Below are 26209 nucleotides of genomic sequence, written 5' to 3'. Positions count from 1 at the left end.
ACGTGGCGGTCTCTGAAAATCTCTATTTCTGGAAGCGTCGTAATATAGGGGGCGGTTCTACCGGGCGAGGAGGTAATATTATCGTCTGGGTCGTTACGCTACTGATTTTATTAGCTGGCGGCGGCGGGTCAGGCTATTACTATTTTATCTGGAAACCGGAGCAGGAACGATTGGCCAGAGTCCAGGCTGAACAGGCTGCCCGCCAGCAAAAAATCAAAGCTATCGAAGATTTTTATCGCAACTCGCTCACGGGCGGCAGCATTTCTGATGCCAGCCTGCTGCTGGAGCAGCTCTTGCTGGCGAATAAAAAACTGTCGCAGGTGGGCTTTGCGCCAAAAAGTATTGAATGTATCAGTACGGGCTGTTCACTCAGCTATGCGCTGAATCCAGGGCGGATATTTAGCGTGGCCGATATTAATCTCTGGGGCAAAACCTGGTCGCCCAGTTTTTCAAAAAACACGCTGGACTATACGGGCGTTGAGTCCGGGATGAATAAACACCCATGGCTCAGCGCCTGGCAGAGTAAAAACACGGTCAATCTGCCGGTCTGTACCGATGTATTAAGTTATATCAGCACCTGGAACTCATTAGGCGGACGAAATACTGAACTGGTATTAACGGGGATGCCCTCCTCTGCCGTCGAGAAAAATGAAAGCGAGCTGAAAAGTGCGGTAACGTCATTCGGCATGCTGTTCGCCGGTTGGACGATCACCTCACCGACCCAAATGGATATCTCGGGCGTGTCGCTGGTGTTGAATAAGCAACCCTTTGCCGACGCGTTTATTATCAAATCAATCGTATTCAATGAAAAATCAACGCTTGTTACCGGAGGACTGGCATGCAAAAAGGGAAATTAATTATTGCGGGAATAGTGTTGACGCTTTCACCTGCTCTTTACGCCGCAGATACGGCAGAAATCATCCCTGCGCAGGAGGTTGTACAAGCGGAAGGCACGCCGCCGTTAAGCGACGTATCGCCGATGCAGGATCACGTTGTTGAGATGATAGAAAAAGATTTCAACTTCGAGAGCCAGTACCGTGAGCTGGTGAATCAGCTTGCGCTGGAAAAAGTCCGCAGCGAGCTGCGTAAGCTACGCGGTGAGAAAAAGGCGGATAGCGTAGCGGTTATGCCGGTGAGCACCGCCAGCACAATGGATGATATTAGCGCTTCCCCAGGAGCAACGTCAGAATCTGCGCCTGGGCTGCGGCCGCTGCTGATTTCCGAAATCGCGGGTCAAAAACGCGTGGCGATTGCCGGCGCCGACGGCGGCGTGAAGATGGTGCCGCTGAATCAGCGTTTTAGCTACGGCGGTTATGACTATATTGCGCGTCATAACCAGGCAAATGACGTGACGGTCGAGGTTGTGGGTAAGTGATCGATTATATCCAGTTTAACGAGGAGAACATTCATTCTCAGGAGTGGCAATTCCAGGAGTATGACAGCGATATTCTGGTTGCTGAACATGCGGATGAAGCCTGGTTACTGGTATCCACGCCTTTGATTGATAATCTGGCGCCAATGCAGGCGGTGTGCCACCGCCTGCAGGTTTCCCATAATATTCAGGTTAAGGGAATAGCGCAGGTTACTGAGAAAAATTATTACCTGATCGTTGAACAGCTGCTGTCGGCAGGAAGTAAGCTGCTTGAGCAGGAAAGCAGTAACACACAGCTTGCGCTGGAAGAGATGCTGAAAAAGGCCGTGGCGTTGAAGGCCAGCGACCTGCATATCACGCGTAATGATATGGTGGCGAATATTGAGCTGCGCATTAACGGCGTGCTTTGTCCGTTTATACAGATGAAGGCGTCACGCTGCGATGAGCTGGTGTTCGTGCTCTACAACGTTGAGGCAAGCACCCGCGACACCACCTGGAACCGCAATATTGCGCAAAACGCCAATATCCTCTATTCGCTGGCGGGGAAAAGCTACCGCTTCCGCTATGCGCACTATCCGATATTTGGCGAGACCAGCGATTGCTATCACGCGGTATTGCGTATTATTCCATCGGGTCTGGACAGAGCCAGCGTCGCGAGCCTGGATAAGCTTGGCGTTTCCGATGAGGAAATTAGCGACCTCAAAAGGATCCTGAGCAACCCCTACGGGGCTTATATTATTGCCGGAACAACCGGTTCGGGAAAATCCACTACCCTGAAAAATCTGATGGAGTGGATGCAGATCAACCGCTATGACAATCGCGGCTGTTTTCTGACCGTAGAAGATCCGGTCGAATATCAGATCTATGGCGCGACGCAAAGTTCGGTATTAAGCGGCGAATCCGGAGGATTCCATTCGGCGATCAAATCCTCGCTGCGTCGCGACCCGGACGTACTGATGGTGGGGGAAATTCGCGACAATATCTCTTCTAACGCGCTGGCCGGGGCGGTGGAAAGTGGTCACTACTGCTTTACCACCGTGCACGCAGGTAACATCGTTTCGTTATTGCAACGCTTATCCGCGCTCGGGATTACCAGCGATAAGCTTTCAACGCCGGGCTTTATTGCGGGCTTACAGTGCCAGAAGCTAATACCAGTACTGTGCCCGCAGTGTAAAACGTCGTTACGGACCACCGCCATTAAGGGACGAGAATTCCAGCTTTATGAAAAAAACGCTGAAGGCTGTCCGGCCTGCAAACATACCGGTATTGGCGGACGCCAGTTGGTGATGGAGTATTTGCTGCCGGTGTATGACGAGCTGGAGGCCATTGCTGAACAGAAATGGCTTAAAGTTTATACCGTCTGGCGCGCGAAGCGATTAAAACAGACCGGCCTGAGCGAAGGATTCGAAATTAAAGAAAAAACGATGGCGGCGGTACTTCAGGGACGCGTGTGCGCGACCTGGTTTCAAATGGAATTTGGACAAGTCGTTCATGAAGAACTGGAGGTAATAGTTGAAAAAATTCGGTAAGAAACAGCGTATTTATCTTTATCAGTTTTGCGCAGACATGATTAACGCTGAGCTTCCGCTATATGACGCGTTGCAAAAATTACGCGCGGAAGGGGAAAAACTGCTCGGCAAAGGATTTGCTAAACGTCTGGAAGAGCTGACAAGCAAAATGGCGAAAACCACCTCCATTGCGATGGTTTTCGAGGGGCTGGTCCCTGAATCTGAACTGAGCGTAATTAACGCGGCGGAACGCAGCGGCAGCCTGGCCGACGGTTTTATCACCCTGGTAAACGTGATTAATTATAACGACGAGCTGCGCAAGAAAATTGTCGGTGCCATCACCTTCCCGCTCATTATGCTGGTCCTGTCGCTGGTGGTAATTGCGGGTTATGCCTATAAGGTGTTCCCGGCTTTTGAAAGCGTGGTACCCGTTGAGAAATGGCCTGGCGTCACCCGCGCGCTCTATATTTTTGGGATGGCGCTGTGTAAAGGGCTGTGGATATATATCCTCATTGGATTTATTGCGCTGGTTACCGTGATCAAAATAGCAATGGGCAAAATGACCGGGAATATTCGTAATCAGTTTCTTGACCGAATTATGCCGTTCTCAACGTATAAGCAGTTGACTGCCTCTATTTTTCTCAACAACCTGGCGCTGATGTTAAAAAACGGCATTCCGCTCAACGATGCGCTCAGCATTATTAGCCTGAACTCCAGCCGCTGGCTGCGCTGGCACCTGGCCGGGATGCAGAAGAAAATGGCGGCGGGCGTCAGCTATGGTGAAGCGCTCAACTCGGGTTTACTGAACACGGAAACGCTGCTCAATATCAGCCTTTACGCCGCGCTACCTTCGTTTAATGAGGTGCTGCTGGCGGTATCGAATAAATCACGTGAACACATTCGGGAATATATCACTAAACTTTCCGGGTTATTAAGAGCGCTCTCCACGCTGATATTAGGCGGTTGCGTTATTTGGGTTTTTGCCGCGTTGTTTGCGCTCAGCGACAAGCTGGCGGCGATGGGCGCCAGCGGTTCTTTTTAGGAAAATTAAATCATGGAACTGTTAATGCCATGGATGGTGGCTATTTTTATCCCACTTGGATTGCTGTTTGGCAGCTTAGCCAACGTGATTATTTATCGTCTGCCGCTGATGCTTGGCGTAATAGATGAGGATGATTCAGAAGGGGCGGCTGTTAATTTGTGGTGGCCGCCGTCGCACTGCCCTGCCTGTAAATCGGATATTAAGCCCTGGGATAATATTCCGGTTCTCAGTTGGCTGTTACTGAAGGGCAAATGCCGCCAGTGCGGCATTGCGATCCCGGTTATTTATCCGGTTTCTGAACTGGCGATGGGGCTGGTATGGGGGGCGCTGGCCTGGTTTTACCTGCCGCAATGGTCTCCTCAGCTCGCGCTGGCATATGCGCTGTTGTTTATGGTGCTCTACAGCGCGGCGGTTATCGATTTTAAACATCTGATTCTGCCAGACGCGCTGGTCTTCACCGTGCTCTGGGGCGGGCTACTGCTTGCTGCATCGGGCTACTCCATGGTGCGGGTGAAGGACGCGGTTTATGGCGTCGCCGCCGCCTGGCTTCTGTTGTGGAGCGTGATGAAGCTGTGGGAGACATTATGCAAACGTGACGGTCTGGGTTACGGCGACGTCAAGCTCTACGCCGCCTGCGGGGCATGGCTTGGCTGGCAGCGCCTGCCGGAATTACTCTGCTTTTCGGCGCTGGCCGGGCTGCTGTTTTACGCCTGCGTGCGGTTCTTTTATGCGCAAGAGGATGACAAACATCGCTTTTATATTCCGTTCGGTCCGGCTATCGCGCTGGTCGCGTTTTTACTTCTGCTCTGACGGGGGTCGATCGTGTCGTGTCTGATATGGAGCGTATGGCTGACAATAGCGCCGCTGGCGACGACCAGCTGCGAGCAGGCCTGGCAGCAGGCTTTCGTTCCGTCATTACAGGCGGCGCAAGTGTGGTCAGAAGAGAACCTGCAGATATCGTCCAGCGCTGCGGCGGTGGATGATGATAACGCCCCGGTACGCTTTATCTGGCCCGTGGCGAAGCGCCAGATCAGCTCAGGATTTGGACAACGCCTGCACCCTGTGCTGGGGCGCATGATGCAGCATAAAGGGATGGATATTCCTGTGCCATTCGGCAGCAGCGTGCATGCAATTGCCGACGGCGAAGTGGTGGAGAGCGGCTACGGTCGCGGCACCGGGTACTTTATCACACTCCGTCATGCGGACGGCTGGCAGAGCCGCTATTTTCATCTCGCCTCTACACGGGTGCGAAAAGGCGAAAAGCTGACGGCGGGCGAAGAGATCGCCGCATCCGGCAGCAGCGGTTTTAGCACCGGTCCCCATCTGCACCTGGAAATTGCCTGGCGGGGCGTGGCGCTCGACCCGCAGCCCTTGCTGAACAACACCCCGATGCTGGCGCGCGCCGGGCGGGCGTCCACGGAAGAAAAATCCGACGCTCAACCTCGGGTGGTGCTGGTTTCTCAGGGACCGGGCGGAACCCGGATTACCGTCCGGTTTAACAACAAAACGCGCACCGTGGCACCAGGCAGTATGGTGTTTGGCGACTATCAGGTCGTGCTGTTGCGCAGTGGTAAATATCAGATTATTTCCGTCGCATAAAGAGGGAGTGACAAATGAAAAGGACTGTTTTATCGGCAGGGCTGATCTCGGCAATGCTGCTTTTTAGCACAAGTGCAATATCTTCGAATAATGCTCCCAATTCAGGAAAAGACGTCAGCGCAAATTTTGGTTTTCTGACACGCACGTCGGCCTCGCTGGGGCCGCATTATTTTACCGTTCGGGTAACGGCAGATAACTTTAGTCGGCAATTTAGTACTGATGCTATACAATCGTTTGGCGTGAACGTGTACTGGAAAACGAAAGGGTACGATCAGGATAAAGGTCGTAATAATCTTAGTGTTACTGCACCAAATTTACCGCGTTGTCCATTTAAAGAGGAAAGGCAATGTGATAACGGTAGAGACAAACTTAGAGGTAATTCGGAGGCTTCGTCAGAACACCTTGAAGGTTTGGTTTATAGTTATCTCGAGATTGACAATGGTATTTATATTCAGGGCAAGGTCCCCGATAAATTTAACAGAGTGACACGGTTCTTTAAACATCGCTATGGCGGTTACGAGTATCCACCGGCGAATAAGCAGGATGAGGTGGACGATCCTAATGTCCGGCTTTCCGCGATCTTTTTTCCCAAAGCGACGCCCCCTGTGATAAAGCAGGCAGTCGATTCTGTGGTGGCCAGGATGGACATCAAGTCCCTAAAGACATACTTATATCAAGTAACGATCTGGAATATCTCGTTATTGAAGTCATTGGTTTCCAGCATACAAATAAGACAATGTTTAAAAAGGACGCCTTTTATACCTTCCCTATTGCGGCTGTGAAATATGTTCCCACGGGGCAGGGCAAGAAAATGAAGATATTAAGAACGGATAGGCATGCCAAACCAGGAATGGGGATGGAAATGTTTGCGGCTACTTTCCCTTCGTCGCCCCCCAATAGAGATACGGGGGGATATTGGGATGTCGGTGCTACGTCTATTCATGGTGATGCAACTGAAATCGATTTCACGAACATTGATGTTCTCAAGGTGGGGCTTTCCTATAATTATCAATACCCAGACTGGGAGTTTCCTGAAACTACAGGGATTTATTTTAAATTAGAAAAGACGGATTTAATATGTTTCCCCTGGGCCGATGCTAAGTGTGTTTATCCGTTGAAATAACTTATTTTCCCCGCGAGGTTCACACGGATGTGAACCTCGCTTTTTATCTTTGAACAGGCTTTTCCTGCTCTGACTGATGGCGTTAGTACGCGTTCACCACGACCCACATCGGGCCCTGCCCCACTGCATAACGCCCCTTCTCTGCCAGCAGCCCCTGCTCGCCAGCAATCTCATACACCGCGATATGGTGCGATTTTTGCCCGGCGGCAATCAGGTATTTACCGCTGTGATCGATATTAAAACCGCGCGGCTGAGTTTCAGTAGGCTGGAAACCCTCTTTGGTCAGCACGCTGCCATCTTCAGACACGCTAAAGATCGTAATCAGGCTTGCGGTGCGGTCACAGGCGTACAGATGACGACCATCCGGTGTAATGTGAATATCCGCTGCCCAACGGGTATCAGTGAAATCAGCCGGCATCATATCCAGCGTCTGCACACACTCAATCTTGCCGTACGGATCTTTCAGCGCCCAGACGTCAACGGAGCTGTTCAGCTCATTCACACAGTAGGCAAATTGCTTATTCGGATGGAACGTCATATGACGCGGGCCAGCACCTTCAACGGTGGTCACTTCAGCCGGTTCCTGCGCCACCAGATGTCCATCATCGCTTACCTCAAACAGACAGATACGATCCTGTTTCAACGCCGGAACCCACAGGATACGGTTATCCGGTGAGATGTTGGCCGAGTGGCAGCCGTCCAGACCTTCAACCACGTCAACCTGTTCCACCGGCAGGCCATCTTCCAGACGCGTGACGCTCACGCTCCCGGCGTTATAAGAGCCGACAAACACGAAACGTCCCTGATGATCGGTAGAAATATGCGTCGGGCTACCCGGCAGCGCAGACTCCGCCGCGAAGGTCAGCGCACCGTCATCAGGCGCAATGCGGTAAGCCAACACGCGAAACTCCGGGCGCACGCCAACATAGAGGTAGCGCTTATCCGGGCTGACGACCATCGGTTGTACCTGACCCGGCACATCAACCACCTGCGTCAGCGTCAGAGAACCATCATGATTCAGGCTCCAGACGTGGATTTGCTGACTTTCAGGGCTGGCGGTATAAACGGTTTGCTTCATGAATACTCCTTTGCTTTTTGGCAGGTGGCTGCAATTGCCTGACACACGCCTAAGGTAGACGCTTTTAACGGTGAATGCTTAATTAAGGCGCAGAATTTTGTCCGGCTCCCGTCTCGGTGTACCATTCCAGTAGATAAAATTCTCAACCTTAATCTGGAAATAACTATGACCGCACGCGTGATTGCCCTGGATTTAGACGGTACCCTGTTGACTCCGAAAAAAACCTTACTGCCATCCTCTGTTGAAGCGCTCGCGCGCGCCAGAGAAGCAGGATACCAACTTATCATTGTCACAGGTCGCCATCACGTTGCTATTCATCCTTTTTATCAGGCACTGGCGCTGGATACACCTGCAATTTGCTGCAACGGCACCTACTTGTATGATTATCAGGCAAAAACGGTACTGGAATCCGATCCCCTTCCGGTAAACCAGGCATTACAGCTGATCGAAATGCTGGATGAACATCAGATCCACGGGCTGATGTATGTGGATGAGGCCATGCTGTATGAGCGCCCAACCGGGCATGTGGTGCGTACCGCTAACTGGGCGCAAACCCTGCCGCCGGAACAGCGCCCGACCTTCACCCAGGTGCCTTCGCTGGCGCAGGCTGCACATGACGTTAACGCCGTCTGGAAATTTGCCCTCACCGACGAAGATATTCCGAAACTGCAGCAGTTTGGTAAGCATGTTGAACAACAGTTGGGGCTGGAGTGTGAATGGTCCTGGCACGATCAGGTCGACATTGCCCGTAAAGGCAACAGCAAAGGACGACGCCTTACCCAGTGGATTGAAGCACAGGGCGGGTCAATGGAAAACGTCATTGCCTTTGGTGACAACTTTAACGATATCAGCATGCTGGAAGCCGCAGGTACCGGCGTGGCGATGGGTAATGCCGACGACGCGGTCAAAGCCCGCGCCAACATAGTAATTGGTGACAACACCACCGACAGCATCGCGAAATTTATCTACTCCCACCTGCTGTAATCACGCGGTAATCGACACGCTTTTAATTTGCGCGTACAGCCACAGGCCAGGTTTGATACCCAGTTCATCCCTGGCCCACGGGCTGATCCTCGCCCACAGCGTTTTACCGCCCACTTCAAGCTGAACCTCCACCTGACCATTATCGTCATAGCACTGCGCGACTTTCGCCCGCAGCACGTTACGAATACTGGTCTGCTGCGGCGGTTGAAGCACCAGCGAAACATCAGATGCCTGAATACGAATACGCAGCGCAGTTTGCAGCGGTTGATCCAGCTTATTGACCCATAGATGCTGATCGCCAAGCGCCAGTGCAGTCATTGCGTAATGTGGATGATGTTCCAGCACGCTGACTTTCAGAATGCTGCTTTGCTGTTCCTTTGGTAGCCACGGGTGCATCACGCTGCTGCCCCAGACATCTTCCAGCGATCCGAACGCTTTGACCTGCCCGTTTTCCAGCACCATCACTTTGTCAGCCAGGTGCAAGATTTCATCGAGCGAGTGGCTGACGTACAGCATCGGAATATTAATTTCACGCGCCAGGCGTTGCAGGTAAGGCAACAGTTCGCGCTTACGCGGGATATCCAGCGAGGCTAACGGCTCATCAAGCAACAACAGTTCCGGCGCGGTAAGCAGCGCCCGACCGATGGCTACGCGCTGTTTTTCACCGCCAGAAAGCCCGCCGGGCAGACGGTCAAGCAGCGATTCAATGCCCAACAGGGCCACCAGCTTATCAAACTGTCCGGCCATACTTTTCGCCATACCGTAACGCAGGTTGCCGCGCACTTTATAATGCGGAAACAGGCGCGCATCCTGGAAAACATAGCCCACCCGGCGTTTTTCGGGCGTTAAACAGATACCGTTCTCGACGTCGTTCAAAACCCGTCCGTTAAGCACGATGCGCCCGGACTGCGGCTGCGTCAGGCCGCTGATGGCGTTAATCAGCGAGGTTTTACCCGCGCCGGAAACGCCAAAAATAGCGGTGATCCCACTGGCTGGCAGCGTTTCGTTGAGCGTCAGGCAATGCGTCCCCAGCGTTTGGGAGAAATTAAGTTCCAGCATGATTACCGCCCCGTCCGTTCACGGCTAATACGCGCCAGCCATTCAGAAATCAGCAGTGAAATCAGCGCTAACACAATAGAAATGATACATAACCTTGCCGCCGCGCTTTCGCCGCCGGGGGTCTGGATCAGGGTATACATCGCCGACGGGATAGTGCGGGTTTCGCCAGGAATATTGGAGACAAAGGTAATCGTTGCGCCAAATTCCCCGAGGGAACGCGCGAACGCCAGCACCGTACCGACAATAATGCCAGGTAGCATCAGCGGTAAAGTAATCGTGACAAATACGCGCCAGCGTCCAGCGCCCAGCGTGCGGGCCGCCTGCTCCAGCTTGACATCGACACCTTCCAGCGCCAGACGAATAGCCCGTACCATAAGCGGGAAAGACATCACCGCCGCAGCCAGTACCGCACCGCGCCAGCTAAAGGCAAAGGTAATGCCAAACCAGTCGTACAGCCATTCGCCAATGAATCCGCGGCGTCCCATGGCAACCAACAGCAGATAGCCCACCACGACCGGCGGCAGTACCAGCGGCAAATGCAGAACGCTGTCGAGCAGCGCTTTGCCCGGGAACTTGCATCGCACAAGCAGCCAGGCAAAGAAGATCCCAAACGGCAGACTAAACAACACAGCCAGGGAAGAAACTTTCAGGCTCAGTATAACGGCCTGCCATTCAGGATCGGTCAGTATCATTACTTGGTCGTAAATCCATAACGTTTAAAGATTTCAGCAGCCTGCGGCCCTTTCAGGTAATCATAGAACGCGCTGACCGTTGCGTTTTTGTGCCCATCAACAATTGCGATAGGGTATTCCACTTTTTTGTGTGAATCTTCCGGGAAAGTCGCAACAACTTTTACACCCTTGCTGGCGACAGCATCGGAACCATAGACGATCCCCAGCGGCGCTTCGTTACGCTCTACCAGCGCCAGCGCACCGCGCACATCTTCGGCAGGTGCCAGTTTCGGGGCCAGGGTATCCCATGCCCCCAGTTTTTGCAGCGCTTCTTTAGCATAAATGCCCGCCGGAACATGTTCCGGATCGCCAACAGCCAGACGCCCACCATTTAACAAACGGGTCCAGTTGGTTTTGCTGTCGATGGTGAAGTCTTTCTGCGCACTGTCTTTCGGTGCGACAACCACCAGGCTGTTACCCAACAGCGTTTCACGCGTGGCGGTATCAATCGATTTTTTGTCTACTGCGTAATCCATCCATTTCTGATCGGCAGAGATAAACAGATCGGCCGGAGCGCCTGCTTCAATCTGGCGCGCCAGCGTGGAAGAAGACGCAAAAGAAGAGACAACGTCAACGTTCTTCTCTTTTTTGTATTGCGTCGCAATATCCTGCATCGCGTTAGTCAGTGAAGCCGCTGCGAAAACAGTAATTTTTCCTTCATCCGCCAGCGCATGCCCGGCAACAGTAAGAGAAAGTGTTGCCCCGGCAAACAAGCGTAACCATGTACGTGCCATCTGTAACTCCTTTGCATTTCGTTATGTAGCCGCAAATATAACGATTAAACCAGGATTTTCCCAGTGGTTATTGATACCAATTTGAGGTTACACGAAGAAAATATCGGCAGGGAAAGCAGGATCTTGAGAAACGGTAGACAGAGAAAACGGGTTGGAAGGTGTAAAAAATATAAACGCCCGACTGAGCGGGCGTTTGGGGAATCAATGATTCTGTCTGGACTGGTCTTTTTGACCGATACCGGAGAAAATGTTGAACACTTCACCCAGTCCGTAAATCAGACCCAGAATGATGGCCATTACCACAGGTACCATGATTACGGCGAATACCAGACTTTTCAATAACTCTAACATGGTCAACTCCAGATGTAGTCCTTAGCTGTATTCTAACCACATAACGCAGAAAAGCACTCCCCTTTTGTGCGGTCGGCTTTGCTCAGGCACGGTTTTCCGTCACAATACCCTTTTTTGCCAGGAGCTTGTGATGCAGGCCGAAATCCTTCTTACGCTGAAACTTCAGCAAAAACTGTTTGCCGATCCCCGTCGCATTTCTCTGCTTAAGCATATTGCGCTTTCCGGCTCCATCAGTCAGGGCGCGAAGGATGCAGGTATTAGCTACAAAAGCGCCTGGGATGCGATTAACGAAATGAACCAACTCAGCGAGCAAACGCTGGTTGAGCGCGCCACAGGCGGCAAAGGCGGCGGCGGCGCGGTATTAACGCGCTACGGCCAACGCTTAATTCAGTTGTATGATTTGCTGGCGCAGATCCAACAAAAAGCCTTTGATGTTTTGAGCGATGACGATGCGCTACCGCTCAATAGCCTGCTGGCGGCTATCTCTCGATTTTCACTGCAAACCAGCGCCCGTAACCAATGGTTTGGCACAATCACCGCCCGCGACCACGATCAGGTCCAGCAGCATGTCGACGTCCTGCTGGCCGATGGCGAAACGCGCCTGAAAGTGGCGATCACTGCGCAAAGCGGCGAGCGTCTGGGTCTTGAGGAAGGCAAAGAAGTACTGATTCTGCTGAAAGCGCCGTGGGTGGGAATCACTCAGGACGATGCCATCGCTCAGGCCGCCGATAACCAGTTGCAGGGCACGATTAGCCATATTGAACGTGGAGCGGAACAGTGTGAAGTGCTGATGACGTTGCCAGACGGCCAGACGCTGTGCGCCACCGTTCCGGCCCAAGACGCCGCAACGCTGCAAGAAGGCGCTAACGTCACCGCCTGGTTTAATGCAGACAGAGTGATTATCGCCACGCTGTGCTGAGTAGATTGACATCAGCCTGAAGAACACGTATCCCTGTTATTAATCGCTGCAAATAATGGGATACAAAATGTCATCGTTGCAAATTTCGCAAGGCAAGTTTCGTCTTAGCGACACAAAAACGCTCCAGTTAAATGCGTTGACGTTAAACGCGGGTGATAGCTGGGCGTTTGTTGGCGCTAACGGGAGCGGGAAATCCGCGCTGGCCCGCGCACTGGCGGGAGAGCTGCCGCTTCTGAAAGGCGAGCGCCACTGTCAGTTCACGCGTATTACCCGACTCTCCTTTGAGCAGCTACAAAAGCTAGTCAGCGACGAGTGGCAGCGAAACAACACCGATCTTCTTAGTCCCGGTGAAGACGACACCGGGCGCACCACCGCCGAAATCATCCAGGATGAGGTCAACGATCCCGTCCGCTGCGCTGCGTTGGCGCGGCAGTTTGGCATTTCTTCCCTGCTCAACAGGCGTTTCAAATACCTTTCCACCGGTGAAACACGCAAAACCCTACTCTGTCAGGCGTTAATGTCCGCGCCGGATTTACTGATCCTTGATGAGCCCTTTGACGGGCTGGACGTAGCGTCACGCCGTCAGTTAGCAGAACTGCTCGCTGAGTTGCATCAGGCCGGCTTTACGCTGGTGCTGGTACTTAACCGCTTTGATGAAATTCCCGAGTTCGTGCAGTTTGCTGGCGTACTTGCCGATTGCACGCTGACAGAAACCGGCGCAAAAACCGACCTTCTGCAACAGGCATTAATCGCTCAGCTTGCCCATAGCGAGCGGCTGGAAGGAATTCAGTTACCTGAACCGGATGAGCCTTCGGTGCGCCGTACGTTGTCAGATAACGAGCCGCGAATTGTGCTTAACGATGGCACGGTCTCGTATAACGATCGCCCTATCCTTCACCATTTGAGCTGGCAGGTAAATCCGGGGGAACACTGGCAAATCGTCGGCCCCAACGGTGCGGGAAAATCAACTCTGCTCAGTTTAATCACCGGCGATCACCCCCAGGGCTACAGCAACGACCTGACCCTGTTTGGCCGTCGCCGTGGCAGCGGTGAAACTATCTGGGATATCAAAAAACACATCGGCTACGTCAGCAGCAGTCTGCATCTGGATTACCGGGTGAGTACCACAGTTCGCAACGTTATTCTCTCTGGTTATTTTGATTCAATCGGCATCTATCAGGCCGTTTCCGACAGGCAGCACAAGCTGGTGCAACAGTGGCTGGATATCCTTGGCTTCGATAAACGTACCGCGGATGCGCCATTTCATAGTCTTTCCTGGGGACAGCAGCGGCTGGCACTGATTGTTCGCGCGCTGGTTAAACACCCGACGTTGTTGATCCTTGACGAGCCTTTGCAAGGGTTAGATCCGCTCAATCGCCAACTGATTCGCCGTTTTGTGGATGTGCTAATCGGTGAAGGTGAAACTCAACTGCTGTTCGTCTCTCACCACGCCGAAGATGCCCCAGCCTGCATTACCCATCGACTGGAGTTTGTGCCCGAGAACGACATCTACGCCTATCGACTAACGTCTCTGCGTTAGTTTTCATTGCAGGGCGTTTATCACGCCCTTTTTTTCTGCTTTTTTTCAGACAAACGCTGAAATAGCAACCTAACATAATGATTTAAAATAAAATAACCATTAAAAATGCGTGAAACTTATGGAGTGTAAACGATTCCACTAATTTATTCCATGTCACACTTTTCGCATCTTTGTTATGCTATGGTTATTGCATACCATAGGCTTAACGGAGCGAATTATGAGAGTATTGGTTACAGGTGGTAGCGGTTACATTGGAAGCCACACTTGCGTGCAGTTGTTGAAAAACGGTCACGAGGTGGTGATCCTGGACAATCTCTGCAACAGCAAACGCAGCGTTTTGCCCGTCATTGAGCGTTTAGGTGGCAAGCAGCCGACCTTCGTGGAAGGGGATATCCGTAACGAAGCGCTGATAACCGAAATTCTACACGATCATGCCATTGACACGGTCATTCATTTTGCGGGTTTAAAAGCCGTTGGAGAATCCGTTGCCAAGCCGTTGGAGTACTATGACAACAACGTCAATGGCACCCTGCGTCTGGTGAATGCAATGCGCGCCGCCAACGTGAAAAACTTCATTTTCAGCTCCTCCGCGACCGTCTATGGAGATCAGCCGCAAATTCCTTACGTTGAAAGCTTCCCTACCGGCACGCCGCAAAGTCCGTACGGCAAAAGCAAGCTGATGGTAGAACAAATCCTGACCGACCTGCAAAAAGCACACCCCGACTGGAGTATCGCCTTACTGCGCTACTTTAACCCGGTTGGTGCTCATCCGTCGGGCGATATGGGGGAAGATCCGCAAGGTATTCCCAACAACCTGATGCCTTACATCGCACAAGTTGCCGTAGGCCGCCGCGAGTCCCTTGCCATATTTGGCAACGACTACCCAACTGAAGATGGCACCGGCGTTCGCGACTACATCCACGTGATGGATCTCGCCGACGGCCACGTCGTCGCAATGGAAAAACTGGCGGGCAAACAGGGTGTGCATATTTACAACCTCGGAGCAGGCATCGGCAGCAGCGTACTGGACGTGGTCAACGCCTTCAGCAAAGCCTGCGGTAAACCCATTAATTACCATTTCGCCCCGCGCCGTGATGGCGATCTTCCGGCTTACTGGGCAGATGCCAGCAAAGCCGATCGCGAGCTCAACTGGCGCGTGACCCGTACACTGGATGAAATGGCACAAGACACCTGGCACTGGCAGTCACGCCACCCGCAAGGATATTCGGATTAAGGACCAATCATGACGCAATTCAATCCTGTCGATCATCCACATCGCCGTTTTAACCCGCTCACCGGGCAGTGGATCCTCGTATCACCGCATCGCGCCAAACGCCCGTGGCAAGGGGCGCAGGAAACCCCGTCTAAGCAGGTACTGCCTGCACATGACCCGGACTGTTTCCTGTGTGCTGGCAATACGCGCGTTACCGGTGATGTAAATCCGGATTACACCGGAACCTATGTTTTTACCAATGATTTTGCGGCGCTGATGTCCGATACCCCGGACGCGCCAGACAGTCACGATCCGTTGATGCGTTGCCAGAGCGCGCGCGGTACCAGCCGCGTAATTTGCTTCTCCCCCGATCACAGCAAAACGCTGCCAGAACTCAGTGTCCCTGCGCTGACAGAAATCGTAAAAACGTGGCAGGAGCAGACCGAAGACTTAGGGAAAACCTATCCCTGGGTGCAGGTATTTGAGAATAAAGGCGCGGCGATGGGGTGCTCGAACCCGCACCCGCACGGTCAAATTTGGGCCAACAGCTTTTTGCCCAACGAAGCTGAACGTGAAAATCGCCTACAGAAAGCATACTTCGCCGAACAGGGCGCGCCGATGCTCGTTGATTACGTCCAGCGTGAACTGGCAGACGGCAGCCGTACGGTCGTTGAAACTGAGCACTGGCTGGCGGTTGTCCCTTACTGGGCCGCGTGGCCGTTCGAAACGCTGCTGCTGCCGAAAGCGCATGTGCTGCGTATTACCGATTTGACCAACGAGCAGCGTGCTGACCTGGCGCTGGCGTTGAAAAAACTGACCAGTCGTTACGACAACCTGTTCCAGTGCTCATTCCCCTACTCCATGGGCTGGCACGGCGCGCCGTTTAACGGTGAAGAAAACGAACACTGGCAGTTGCACGCGCACTTTTACCCGCCGCTGCTGCGTTCCGCGACCGTGCGTAAATTTATGGTCGGTTATGAAATGCTGGCAGAAACCCAGCGAGATCTGACCGCAGAACAAGCGGCTGAGCGACTGCGTGCGGTCAGCGACATCCATTTTCGCGAATCCGGAGTGTAAATAATGAGTCTGAAAGAAAAAACACAATCTCTGTTTACAGAAACGTTTGGCTACCCTGCCACCCATACTATTCAGGCACCGGGTCGTGTAAACCTGATCGGCGAACATACCGATTATAACGACGGCTTCGTTCTGCCCTGCGCCATCGACTATCAAACCGTCATCAGTTGCGCGGCGCGCGACGATCGAAAAGTACGCGTCATCGCCGCTGATTACGACAATCAGGTTGATGAGTTCTCTCTCGATGCGCCGATTATCGCCCACGACAGCCAGCAGTGGTCAAACTACGTGCGTGGCGTGGTAAAGCATCTGCAAAAGCGCAATAACGCCTTTGGCGGCGCGGATCTGGTGATCAGCGGTAATGTCCCGCAGGGTGCGGGCTTAAGCTCTTCTGCCTCACTGGAAGTCGCTGTTGGTACGGTATTCCAGCAGCTCTATCATCTGCCGCTCGACGGCGCGCAGATTGCCCTGAATGGCCAGGAAGCTGAAAACCAGTTTGTCGGTTGTAACTGCGGCATCATGGATCAGCTGATCTCCGCACTTGGCAAGAAAGATCATGCGCTGCTGATCGACTGCCGTACGCTGGGCACCAAAGCCGTTTCTATGCCCGAGGGTGTAGCGGTGGTGATCATCAACAGCAACTTTAAACGCACGCTGGTCGGTAGCGAATACAACACCCGTCGCGAACAGTGTGAAACTGGCGCGCGTTTCTTCCAGCAGCCAGCGCTGCGTGATGTCAGCCTCGAAGCGTTTAACGCTGTCGCCCACGAGCTGGATCCGATTGTTGCCAAACGCGTGCGCCACGTCATCACGGAAAATGCGCGTACCGTTGAAGCCGCACAGGCACTGGAAAAAGGCGACCTGCTGCGCATGGGCCAGCTGATGGCGGAATCTCACGCCTCAATGCGCGATGACTTTGAAATCACGGTGCCGCAAATTGATACGCTGGTAGAGATTGTCAAAGCGACCATCGGTGATAAAGGCGGTGTGCGGATGACTGGCGGCGGCTTCGGCGGCTGCATCGTGGCGCTGATCCCGCAAGATTTGGTTCCTGCCGTACAGCAGGCTGTCGCCACACAGTACGAGGCAAAAACCGGTATTAAAGAAACATTCTACGTCTGCAAACCTTCACAAGGAGCCGGACAATGTTAAACGAAATCCCCGTGCAGGCTCCGGACGGTCAACCGTTTCGCCTGCTCACCCTGCGCAATGACGCAGGGATGGTAGTCACGCTCATGGACTGGGGCGCGACCCTGCTCTCTGCGCGTATTCCGCTTAGCGATGGTAGCGTGCGCGAAGCATTACTCGGCTGCGCCAGTCCGGAACAATACCCGGAACAGGCTGCATTTCTGGGGGCTTCGATTGGCCGCTACGCGAACCGTATCGCCAACAGCCGATATACCTTTGCTGGCGAAACCGTTGAATTACTGCCAAGTCAGGGCAATAACCAACTGCACGGCGGACCGGACGGTTTCGACAAACGTCGCTGGCAGATAGTCAATCAGAATGACCGTCAGGTGCTGTTCGCCTTAACGTCTGACGATGGCGATCAGGGCTTCCCAGGCCATCTTTGCGCCACCGCGCAGTATCGCCTGACTGATGATAATCGTATTTCGATAACTTATCGTGCCACGGTCGATAAACCCTGCCCGGTGAATCTGACAAATCACGTCTATTTTAACCTCGACGGCGATAAAACGGATGTGCGCCAGCATAAGCTGCAAATTCTGGCGGACGAGTACTTACCGGTTGACGAAATGGGTATCCCGCATGATGGACTGAAATCCGTCGCCGGTAGCACGTTCGATTTCCGCACCCCTAAAATCATCAGTAGTGAATTTCTGGCCGATGACGATCAGCGTAAGGTGAAAGGTTACGATCACGCCTTCCTGCTTCAGGCACAGGGCAATGCGCGTACGCCGGTCGCTCAGTTGTGGTCGCAGGATGAAAAACTGCAGATGGTGGTCTACACCTCGGCCCCGGCATTGCAGTTTTACTCCGGTAATTTCCTCGGTGGTACGCCTTCCCGCGGGCCAGAGGCCTACGAAGACTGGCAAGGCCTGGCACTGGAAAGTGAATTTCTGCCGGACAGCCCGAACCACCCTGAGTGGCCACAGGCGGATTGCTTCCTGCGTCCGGGTGAAGAGTATGCCAGCGTGACGGAATATCAGTTTATTCCAGCTTGATCGTTTCCCCTCCCAGGCCCGATGACGTAACTTTTCGGGCCTGGTGCTTGTTAATCACAGTAGAACCGCTCAAATCCCCACCACTCAAAGACAAAATCGCAACCTTGAGTTCACAAGAACCTTACACTGTAGCGCTATTTTCGCTATGGTTATGCGTAAGCATTGCCGCTTACACATTACGGCAATATAATGAGAATTATTATCATTCGATATGATTTATAGGAGTGAATGTATGGCTGTAACTAAGCTGGTTCTGGTACGTCACGGTGAAAGTCAGTGGAACAACGAAAACCGTTTTACCGGTTGGTATGATGTTGATCTGTCCGAGAAAGGCGTTGGCGAAGCAAAAGCGGCAGGAAAACTGCTGAAAGAGGAAGGCTACAGCTTCGATTTTGCTTATACTTCTGTGCTGAAACGTGCCATCCACACCCTGTGGAACGTACTGGACGAACTGGATCAGGCCTGGCTGCCGGTTGAGAAATCCTGGAAACTGAACGAACGCCATTACGGTGCGCTGCAGGGTTTGAACAAAGCAGAAACCGCGGAAAAATACGGTGATGAGCAGGTTAAGCAGTGGCGTCGCGGCTTTGCGGTTACCCCGCCGGAACTGACCAAAGACGACGAGCGTTACCCGGGTCACGATCCGCGTTATGCGAAGCTGACCGACAAAGAGTTACCAGTTACCGAAAGCCTGGCGCTGACCATCGATCGCGTTATCCCTTACTGGAATGAAACCATTCTGCCGCGCATGAAAAGCGGTGAGCGCGTAATTATCGCCGCTCACGGTAACTCTCTGCGTGCGCTGGTTAAATACCTTGATAACATGGGCGAAGATGAGATCCTTGAACTGAACATCCCGACCGGCGTACCGCTGGTGTATGAGTTCGACGAAAACTTCAAGCCGATCAAACACTACTATCTGGGTAACGCTGACGAGATCGCAGCAAAAGCGGCGGCCGTTGCGAACCAGGGTAAAGCGAAGTAATTTTCGCGGTAAGTTAAAGAAAAAGCGTGGATTTCTCCACGCTTTTTTATTTCGGCCCTACCAGAAAATGTAGGCCGGATAAGGCATCGCCCCATCCGATAGTCTGCACCGGAATGCCTGATGGCGCTACGCTTATCAGGCCTAAGGGACTTGGTTAACCGCGACGCGCTTTTACCGCATCCGCCAGTTGACGCAACACCGCATCGGTATCTTCCCAACCAATGCAGGCGTCGGTGATGCTCTTACCGTAGGTCAGCGGCTCACCGCTATCCGGATTCTGATTACCTTCCACCAAATGGCTTTCGATCATCACGCCAATAATTGCTTTTTCGCCACCGGCGACTTGTCCGCAAACATCCTTCGCAACATCCATCTGCTTTTTGAACTGCTTGCTGGAGTTGGCATGGCTGAAGTCGATCATCACTTGCGCAGAGAGTCCTGCTTTGACCAGACCTTCTTTCACGTCCGCAACGTGCTGAGCGCTGTAGTTCGGCTCTTTGCCACCGCGCAGAATGATATGGCAATCGCCATTACCACTGGTATTCACGATCGCTGAATGACCCCATTTGGTGACAGACAGGAAGCAGTGCGGTGCCCCTGCAGCGTTTATTGCATCAATCGCCACTTTGATGGTGCCATCGGTACCGTTTTTAAAACCAACCGGGCAGGACAGACCCGAGGCCAGCTCGCGGTGCACCTGAGATTCTGTTGTACGTGCCCCAATCGCGCCCCAGCTCATCAGATCGGCGAGATATTGTGGGGTGATCATATCGAGGAATTCACCCGCAGTCGGCAATCCGCTGTCGTTGATATCCAGCAGCAGTTTACGCGCAATGCGCAGCCCATCATTGATCTGGAAGCTGTTGTCCATGTGCGGGTCGTTGATAAGCCCTTTCCAGCCAACGGTGGTACGCGGTTTTTCAAAATAGACGCGCATGACGATTTCAAGCTCACCTTTTAACGCTTCGCGCAGCGCCAGCAGACGAGTGGCATACTCTTTGGCAGCTGCCGGATCATGAATAGAGCACGGCCCAATCACCACCAGAAGGCGATCGTCGCTCCCTTTCAGAATTTTATGAATCGCCTTACGGGCATGAGCCACCGTATTGGCGGCATTTTCAGTAGCGGGGAATTTTTCCAGCAGTGCGACTGGTGGTAATAACTCGTTGATCTCTTTAATGCGTAAATCGTCGTTCTGATAATTCATGATTATTCCAGCGTTGCCATACTTATATAAATGAATGCAATCCCTCCAATCTATATCTTCAATCATAAAGTGTAAACGGGGTTTTACACTTTGGACGGATTAATCCTGGAATTGGCCAAAAAAACGCAATAAAGTAGCGAAAAACGAGATCCAAACTACAATTTCTAACTGTAACAGCTTTAATTTTCATAGATTTCAAGATTCTATGCTGGTTTTAATTTCCATAGCAAAACGATTAACCACATATTAATGATGTAACTGGCACATGCACTGTTGGAAGACGTTATCCGACATATCGACCTTAACAGGAGCATATTATGCATATGACAAAGCTGGCTTCACTCTTCCTTACCGCTACACTCAGCCTCGCCAGCGGCGCGGCACTGGCTGCTGAAAGCAACGCGCAGTCCAATAACGGTCAGGCAAATTCCTCGGCTGATGCAGGACAAATCGCCCCAGACGCCCGCGAAAACGTGGCGCCAAATAATGTCGACAACAGTAACGTGAATTCAGGTGGCACAATGCTGCACCCGGACGGTTCATCAATGAACCATGAAGGGATGACCAAAGATGAGATGCACAAAAACACTATGTGTAAGGACGGTCGCTGCCCTGATGTGAATAAGAAGGTTGAGACCGGAAACGGCATCAACAATGATGTTGACACAAAAACTGATGGCACCACGCAGTAACGCTGAAATTAAAGCTAATAACGGGAGAGCAATAGCTCTCCTTTTTAATTTTATCATCCCAAAAACGGTATGATGGCATACAGTAAAGATGAGAATAACAAAGGGATGGCATAATGGCGCACGCACATACTCATACTTCCTCTGAACAACCCAAGGACAATAATGCCCGCCGACTGATGTTCGCATTCTGCATTACAGCCGGATTTATGTTGGTTGAAGTGGTGGGTGGAATACTTTCTGGTTCACTGGCCTTGCTGGCCGACGCCGGGCATATGCTCACGGATGCTGCGGCGCTGCTTTTCGCGCTGCTGGCCGTCCGGTTTTCCCGTCGCCCGCCCACAATACGACACACCTTCGGCTGGCTGAGGCTCACGACGCTGGCCGCATTTGTTAATGCCATCGCATTGGTCGTTATCACCATTTTAATCGTCTGGGAGGCGATTGAGCGCTTCCAGACACCTCGCCCCGTGGCTGGCGGCATGATGATGGTTATTGCTGTCGCGGGTCTACTGGCCAACGTGCTCGCTTTTTGGGTTTTACATCGCGGCAGTGAAGAGAAAAATTTGAACGTCCGCGCCGCGGCGCTGCATGTGATGGGTGATTTACTTGGCTCGGTCGGGGCAATCATCGCTGCGCTGATTATTATCTGGACGGGCTGGACACCCGCGGACCCAATTCTCTCGATTCTGGTTTCCGTGCTGGTGCTGCGTAGCGCCTGGCGATTGCTAAAAGATAGCGTTAATGAATTACTGGAAGGTGCCCCGCTGACGCTGGATATCGCCGCACTGCAGCGCCATCTCAGCCGGGATATTCCTGAAGTCCGCAACGTTCACCATGTCCATGTCTGGATGGTGGGCGAAAAACCGGTAATGACGCTGCATGTTCAGGTGATCCCGCCACACGATCACGATGCGTTGCTGGAGCGTATTCAGCATTTCCTTATCCATCACTACCAGATTGAACACGCCACAATCCAGATGGAGTATCAGCCGTGCAATGGGCCGGACTGTCACCTGTATCAGGGCGTGTCCGGCCATTCACATCATCACCATTAATGAGAAAGCGCGTGGGAACCCCGCTCACGCGCGCTGTTAATCCACATCCTGCTACCGTTCAGGGCGATAACCGTCAGGATCATATATTCCAGCGACATGGCATATACGCCTTGCAGGGCAAAGATCACCACGCTAATGACGTTAATGATCACCCACAGCAGCCAGTTTTCAACGTATTTGCGCGTCATCAGGATCATCGCCGCAATCGACAGCACCATCATGCAGGAGTCCCAGAACGGGAATGCATCGGGTTGTAGTTCAGGCACAACAACCTGTAATCCCAATGCCTGCATAATATTCACTGCAATGCCTGTCAGGAACGCAAAGACCGGATCGATATAGATCGACATCAGGCCGATCGCCACCACGCAAGCCGCCAGCCAGCCGATCGCTTTTGGAAGCGGTAGCCAGCGAATTTTCAGTTCCGCTTCATGCTGGTTGGTTTGCCGGGACCAGGCATACCAGCCGTAGATATTTGCGGCAAAGAAGAAAACTTGCAGCAACAAGCTGGCATAGAGCTGGATCTGAAAGAAGATAATTGCAAACAGCGTGACGTTTATCAGACCGAAGAAGTAATTGCTGATTTTCTCAAGGCTCGCCAGGCCAATACACAGCAACCCGGCGATCGTTCCCACGGCTTCGATCCACGACAAATCGTAACCACCCGCGCCAATCGGAATATGTACCAGAATGTTCTGCGTGCTAAAAAAGTCCATCTTTTCCCCCAGAGCAAAAATAAATAATTACGCTCGAAGTGTAGCCGCAAATTCCAACATACGGTTTAACGGCAACAGCGCCCCTTCTCTCAGCGAGTCCTCAACATGTATCTCATGAGCCGCGCCGCCATGTTCCAGGCCCTCAGCAATCGCTTTCAGGCCATTCATCGCCATCCACGGACAATGCGCACAGCTGCGACAGGTTGCCCCCTCGCCAGCCGTCGGAGCTTCAAGCAGCTCTTTATCCGGAACGGCCTGCTGCATTTTGTAAAAAATGCCCCGGTCAGTCGCCACAATCAACTGCTTATGCGGTAACGATTTAGCCGCGTTGATGAGCTGGCTGGTTGAGCCAACCGCATCTGCCATATCAACGATAGACTGAGGGGACTCCGGGTGCACCAGCACCGCGGCATCAGGGTAAAGCCCTTTCATGCGTGTTAAAGCCTGGGTTTTAAACTCGTCGTGGACGATACAGGCCCCCTGCCAACAGAGCACGTCTGCGCCGGTCTGTTTTTGCACGTAGTTGCCCAGATGTCTGTCCGGAGCCCAGATGATTTTTTCACCTAAACTATCAAGATGTTCAATAAGTTCAACCGCGATACTGGAAGTCACGACCCAGTCCGCACGTGCTTTAACGGCAGCAGAGGTATTGGCGTAAACCACCACGGTACGATCCGGATGCGCGTCGCAAAATGCGCTGAACGCGTCAATCGGACAGCCCAGATCTAATGAACATTCCGCCTGTAAGGTCGGCATCAGTATGGTCTTTTCCGGGCTGAGAATTTTGGCAGTTTCTCCCATAAACCTCACGCCCGCAACCAGCAGCGTAGAGGCAGAATGCTTTGCACCGAACCGCGCCATCTCCAGAGAATCAGAAATACAGCCCCCGGTCTCTTCCGCTAACTGCTGAATTTCAGGATCGGTGTAATAATGCGCGACCATAACGGCATCACGCTCTTTCAGCAGGCGCTTGATTTTTTCACGATAAAATTGCTTTTCATCCACACTTAGCGGTACTGGCTTCGGCGGAAACGGATAAATTGCTGCTTCTGGATCAAACATCACGCTCATCTTGCTTTCTCGTTTCACTGGCTTAACGAAATAACCGATTAAAAGCGTGACACACGCCATATTCGGTTTGATTTGTTTTGTATGCTAAACAAGATAGCGGATTGGTGCAGAAAAGTCACAATAATTGCGTGTGATGAATGCCGGATGGCGTCTGACGTCTTATCCGGCCTACACGAGTAGTGTCGTCTGTAGGCTGATAAGCAAAGGACATCAGGCAATCTTATAAATCGCAGATAGCAAAAAGGCGCCTTTAGGGCGCCTTTTTACACTGGTGGGGCGTGCAGGATGACTCGCTTCGCTTGCCCTTCGGGCCGTCGCCGTGAACGGCTCCGTTGTCTCACTGCGTTCGACCCGAACCTGCTGCAGGTTCGAATCTTATAAATCGCTGATAGCAAAAAGGCGCCTTTAGGGCGCCTTTTTACACTGGTGGGGCGTGCAGGATTCGAACCTGCGACCAATTGATTAAAAGTCAACTGCTCTACCAACTGAGCTAACGCCCCCGTATGGGGTTTACTGCTTCAATTATTCAGGATGGTGGGTCGTGCAGGATTCGAACCTGCGACCAATTGATTAAAAGTCAACTGCTCTACCAACTGAGCTAACGACCCGCTCGGATGTCACCTGAAAATTCTTTACTCGACACCAATATAAGAATTGGTGGGGCGTGCAGGATGACTCGACTTCGTCTCGCCCTAACGGGCCGTTGCTAAGGCAACGTTATCCTTCACGTTTAACACCTAAGTACAATGTTAAAGTTGGTGGGGCGTGCAGGATTCGAACCTGCGACCAATTGATTAAAAGTCAACTGCTCTACCAACTGAGCTAACGCCCCGAGTGGTGGGTGATGACGGGATCGAACCGCCGACCCCCTCCTTGTAAGGGAGGTGCTCTCCCAGCTGAGCTAATCACCCGATACTACGCTGGATACTGCATTAAGTGGTGGGGCGTGCAGGATTCGAACCTGCGACCAATTGATTAAAAGTCAACTGCTCTACCAACTGAGCTAACGCCCCACTTTTTTCGCCGCTTTCGGGCTGTTTGATATCCCTTGGCAACGGCGGCATATATTACTGATTTCAGATTTTAGCGCAACAAAAATTTCGATGTAAATAACTCAACTGCTTAGGAATCACACGACACGACCAGAAATAACACGATTTCTGGTCGCATGGTGGTCATTACATCGCGCCAAGGCGTTTTTGCGCTTGTTTCGCGCCATCAGTGCCAGGATATTTAGTGATAACCTGCTGATAAACCGCTTTAGCTTTTGCTGTGTCACCTTTGTCCTGCATGATGACGCCGACTTTATACATCGCGTCTGCAGCCTTAGGTGATTTGGGGAAGTTTTTAACTACCGAAGCAAAATAGAACGCAGCATCATCTTTTTTACCCTTGTTGTAATTCAACTGACCCAGCCAGTAATTCGCATTGGGCAGGTAAGTAGAGTCCGGGTACTTTTTGATGAAGTTCTGGAATGCTTCAATCGCGTCATCCTGGCGGGATTTATCCTGCACCAGAGCAATCGCTGCATTGTAATCGGTATTCGCATCGCCAGTTTGCACGGGAGCCCCTGACGTTGCTGCAGCTCCCGCATCAGGTGCAGGGGTTGCCGCCCCACTCTGATCGCCACCTGTAGACTGTGCCGCAGGCGCACTACCGCTGCCAAGATTATTCATCTGCAGCAATATCTGCTTCTGTCGCTCAACAACCTGATTCAGTTGATATTGATTTTCCTGAATTTGACCACGCAGGGAATCGATATCGGACTGATTATCGGAGAGTTGTTGCTGGAGTTGGGTTAAAAGCTGACTGTGAGCGTTAGAAATACGCTCGAGTTGAGTGACACGGTCTTCGACCGAGCCTGAGCCGACACTACTGATTGGCGCCTGTGCAAAAGCGGCCCAGGGGGCCGCTATGCCAACCAGTAACGACAGACTCAACAGGTGATGTCTGAAGTTACTGCTCAT

At 52.4% G+C, this 26209-nt stretch carries 27 protein-coding genes, 5 tRNA genes and 1 other RNA gene; 18 read left to right on the top strand and 15 right to left on the bottom strand.

Annotation, left to right across the window (positions count from 1 at the left end; all coding sequences use genetic code 11):
• The first annotated feature begins 2 nt into the window (after window positions 1-2).
• The 8 genes from B9P82_RS01465 to B9P82_RS01430 are packed head-to-tail and all read left to right on the top strand — an operon-like array spanning window position 3 to window position 6644.
• A complete protein-coding gene (locus B9P82_RS01465) occupies window positions 3-857 on the top strand; it encodes a hypothetical protein (RefSeq protein ID WP_101699841.1) in 855 nt (284 codons plus the stop codon).
• Entirely contained in the window at window positions 839-1375 is a 537-nt protein-coding gene (locus tag B9P82_RS01460; protein ID WP_016156032.1) for a hypothetical protein, read from the top strand. The genes B9P82_RS01465 and B9P82_RS01460 overlap by 19 nt, the downstream gene beginning before the upstream one ends.
• Window positions 1372-2901, top strand: coding sequence for an ATPase, T2SS/T4P/T4SS family (locus B9P82_RS01455; RefSeq protein ID WP_101699840.1), 1530 nt, complete (start codon window positions 1372-1374; stop codon window positions 2899-2901). Before B9P82_RS01460 ends, B9P82_RS01455 begins: the two co-directional genes overlap by 4 nt.
• Window positions 2885-3922, top strand: coding sequence for a type II secretion system F family protein (locus B9P82_RS01450; RefSeq protein ID WP_101699839.1), 1038 nt, complete (start codon window positions 2885-2887; stop codon window positions 3920-3922). Before B9P82_RS01455 ends, B9P82_RS01450 begins: the two co-directional genes overlap by 17 nt.
• A 12-nt stretch (window positions 3923-3934) precedes the next feature.
• Complete coding sequence (locus B9P82_RS29310) at window positions 3935-4732, top strand: prepilin peptidase (RefSeq protein WP_101699838.1); 798 nt, start codon at window positions 3935-3937, stop codon at window positions 4730-4732.
• A 12-nt stretch (window positions 4733-4744) separates the two neighbouring features.
• On the top strand, window positions 4745-5521 hold the full coding sequence (locus B9P82_RS01440; RefSeq protein ID WP_242672727.1) for a M23 family metallopeptidase: 777 nt from the start codon (window positions 4745-4747) through the stop codon (window positions 5519-5521).
• 14 nt (window positions 5522-5535) lie between these two features.
• Window positions 5536-6303, top strand: coding sequence for a hypothetical protein (locus tag B9P82_RS01435; RefSeq protein ID WP_101699837.1), 768 nt, complete (start codon window positions 5536-5538; stop codon window positions 6301-6303).
• 29 nt (window positions 6304-6332) lie between these two features.
• On the top strand, window positions 6333-6644 hold the full coding sequence (locus B9P82_RS01430) for a hypothetical protein (protein WP_143704259.1): 312 nt from the start codon (window positions 6333-6335) through the stop codon (window positions 6642-6644).
• Window positions 6645-6726: 82 nt separating this feature from the next.
• Here the strand turns inward: B9P82_RS01430 and pgl are convergent, their stop codons facing one another.
• Window positions 6727-7722, bottom strand: a complete 996-nt coding sequence (pgl, locus tag B9P82_RS01425) for a 6-phosphogluconolactonase (protein WP_049042052.1) — start codon at window positions 7720-7722, stop codon at window positions 6727-6729.
• A 165-nt stretch (window positions 7723-7887) separates the two neighbouring features.
• Between pgl and B9P82_RS01420 the strand changes: the two genes are divergently transcribed.
• Window positions 7888-8706 (top strand): pyridoxal phosphatase, encoded by an 819-nt coding sequence (locus tag B9P82_RS01420; RefSeq protein ID WP_019076314.1) that lies wholly within the window; start codon window positions 7888-7890, stop codon window positions 8704-8706.
• On the opposite strand, the gene modC is transcribed toward B9P82_RS01420, so the two are convergent.
• The 4 genes from modC to B9P82_RS01395 form a co-directional block, all read right to left on the bottom strand.
• The gene (gene modC / locus B9P82_RS01415) at window positions 8707-9765 is read right to left on the bottom strand and encodes a molybdenum ABC transporter ATP-binding protein ModC (protein WP_016152328.1); all 1059 of its coding nucleotides are present in this window, start codon (window positions 9763-9765) and stop codon (window positions 8707-8709) included.
• 2 nt (window positions 9766-9767) lie between these two features.
• A complete protein-coding gene (modB, locus tag B9P82_RS01410) occupies window positions 9768-10457 on the bottom strand; it encodes a molybdate ABC transporter permease subunit (RefSeq protein WP_016152327.1) in 690 nt (229 codons plus the stop codon).
• The gene (modA, locus tag B9P82_RS01405) at window positions 10457-11230 is read right to left on the bottom strand and encodes a molybdate ABC transporter substrate-binding protein (protein WP_016152326.1); all 774 of its coding nucleotides are present in this window, start codon (window positions 11228-11230) and stop codon (window positions 10457-10459) included. The genes modB and modA overlap by 1 nt, the downstream gene beginning before the upstream one ends.
• 201 nt (window positions 11231-11431) lie before the next feature.
• Complete coding sequence (locus tag B9P82_RS01395; RefSeq protein ID WP_003023026.1) at window positions 11432-11581, bottom strand: AcrZ family multidrug efflux pump-associated protein; 150 nt, start codon at window positions 11579-11581, stop codon at window positions 11432-11434.
• Window positions 11582-11711: 130 nt separating this feature from the next.
• Between B9P82_RS01395 and modE the strand changes: the two genes are divergently transcribed.
• The 7 genes from modE to gpmA all read left to right on the top strand — a co-directional run bounded on the left by modE (window position 11712) and on the right by gpmA (window position 19501).
• Window positions 11712-12500 carry a molybdenum-dependent transcriptional regulator gene (gene modE, locus B9P82_RS01390; protein ID WP_016152325.1) on the top strand — a complete coding sequence of 263 codons (789 nt, stop codon included), beginning with the start codon at window positions 11712-11714 and terminating at the stop codon, window positions 12498-12500.
• A gap of 67 nt (window positions 12501-12567) precedes the next feature.
• Window positions 12568-14040, top strand: coding sequence for a molybdate ABC transporter ATP-binding protein ModF (gene modF, locus B9P82_RS01385; RefSeq protein ID WP_101699835.1), 1473 nt, complete (start codon window positions 12568-12570; stop codon window positions 14038-14040).
• A gap of 217 nt (window positions 14041-14257) precedes the next feature.
• Window positions 14258-15274, top strand: coding sequence for a UDP-glucose 4-epimerase GalE (galE, locus tag B9P82_RS01380; protein ID WP_016152323.1), 1017 nt, complete (start codon window positions 14258-14260; stop codon window positions 15272-15274).
• A 9-nt stretch (window positions 15275-15283) separates the two neighbouring features.
• Complete coding sequence (gene galT / locus B9P82_RS01375; RefSeq protein ID WP_016156021.1) at window positions 15284-16330, top strand: galactose-1-phosphate uridylyltransferase; 1047 nt, start codon at window positions 15284-15286, stop codon at window positions 16328-16330.
• A gap of 3 nt (window positions 16331-16333) precedes the next feature.
• Window positions 16334-17482 carry a galactokinase gene (galK, locus tag B9P82_RS01370; RefSeq protein WP_080859023.1) on the top strand — a complete coding sequence of 383 codons (1149 nt, stop codon included), beginning with the start codon at window positions 16334-16336 and terminating at the stop codon, window positions 17480-17482.
• The gene (gene galM / locus B9P82_RS01365) at window positions 17476-18516 is read left to right on the top strand and encodes a galactose-1-epimerase (protein ID WP_019076309.1); all 1041 of its coding nucleotides are present in this window, start codon (window positions 17476-17478) and stop codon (window positions 18514-18516) included. The genes galK and galM overlap by 7 nt, the downstream gene beginning before the upstream one ends.
• Window positions 18517-18748: 232 nt before the next feature.
• Window positions 18749-19501, top strand: a complete 753-nt coding sequence (gene gpmA, locus B9P82_RS01355) for a 2,3-diphosphoglycerate-dependent phosphoglycerate mutase (RefSeq protein ID WP_003022999.1) — start codon at window positions 18749-18751, stop codon at window positions 19499-19501.
• 154 nt (window positions 19502-19655) lie between these two features.
• Here gpmA and aroG read toward each other — a convergent pair whose 3' ends face one another.
• The gene (gene aroG / locus B9P82_RS01350) at window positions 19656-20708 is read right to left on the bottom strand and encodes a 3-deoxy-7-phosphoheptulonate synthase AroG (RefSeq protein ID WP_016152319.1); all 1053 of its coding nucleotides are present in this window, start codon (window positions 20706-20708) and stop codon (window positions 19656-19658) included.
• A 317-nt stretch (window positions 20709-21025) separates the two neighbouring features.
• Here aroG and B9P82_RS01345 point away from each other — a divergent pair, with 317 nt between their 5' ends.
• Window positions 21026-21400: a YbgS-like family protein gene (locus B9P82_RS01345; RefSeq protein ID WP_016156018.1), complete on the top strand. Its 375-nt coding sequence runs from the start codon at window positions 21026-21028 to the stop codon at window positions 21398-21400.
• Window positions 21401-21513: 113 nt separating this feature from the next.
• A complete protein-coding gene (zitB, locus tag B9P82_RS01340; protein ID WP_019076308.1) occupies window positions 21514-22455 on the top strand; it encodes a CDF family zinc transporter ZitB in 942 nt (313 codons plus the stop codon).
• Here the strand turns inward: zitB and pnuC are convergent.
• From pnuC to cpoB, 9 genes are all read right to left on the bottom strand, one after another.
• Window positions 22452-23171, bottom strand: coding sequence for a nicotinamide riboside transporter PnuC (gene pnuC / locus B9P82_RS01335; RefSeq protein ID WP_016152316.1), 720 nt, complete (start codon window positions 23169-23171; stop codon window positions 22452-22454). The two genes, zitB and pnuC, sit on opposite strands and share 4 nt — an antisense overlap.
• A 27-nt stretch (window positions 23172-23198) precedes the next feature.
• Window positions 23199-24242 carry a quinolinate synthase NadA gene (nadA, locus tag B9P82_RS01330; RefSeq protein WP_016152315.1) on the bottom strand — a complete coding sequence of 348 codons (1044 nt, stop codon included), beginning with the start codon at window positions 24240-24242 and terminating at the stop codon, window positions 23199-23201.
• A gap of 269 nt (window positions 24243-24511) precedes the next feature.
• Window positions 24512-24637: non-coding RNA, RtT sRNA (locus B9P82_RS01325), on the bottom strand.
• 29 nt (window positions 24638-24666) lie between these two features.
• Window positions 24667-24742 (bottom strand) — tRNA-Lys (locus tag B9P82_RS01320).
• A gap of 32 nt (window positions 24743-24774) precedes the next feature.
• Window positions 24775-24850 (bottom strand) — tRNA-Lys (locus B9P82_RS01315).
• 148 nt (window positions 24851-24998) lie between these two features.
• Window positions 24999-25074, bottom strand: a tRNA-Lys gene (locus B9P82_RS01310).
• A gap of 3 nt (window positions 25075-25077) precedes the next feature.
• Window positions 25078-25153: transfer RNA gene (locus tag B9P82_RS01305), tRNA-Val, on the bottom strand.
• 26 nt (window positions 25154-25179) lie between these two features.
• A tRNA-Lys gene (locus B9P82_RS01300) sits at window positions 25180-25255 on the bottom strand.
• A gap of 165 nt (window positions 25256-25420) precedes the next feature.
• Entirely contained in the window at window positions 25421-26209 is a 789-nt protein-coding gene (cpoB, locus tag B9P82_RS01295; RefSeq protein ID WP_016156016.1) for a cell division protein CpoB, read from the bottom strand.

It is taken from the genome of Citrobacter sp. L55, from assembly GCF_002850715.1.
In the GTDB taxonomy this organism is placed as follows: domain Bacteria; phylum Pseudomonadota; class Gammaproteobacteria; order Enterobacterales; family Enterobacteriaceae; genus Citrobacter; species Citrobacter braakii.
The sequence above is the reverse complement of the archived record's forward strand: the minus strand, read 5'-3'. Positions and strand labels throughout refer to the sequence as shown.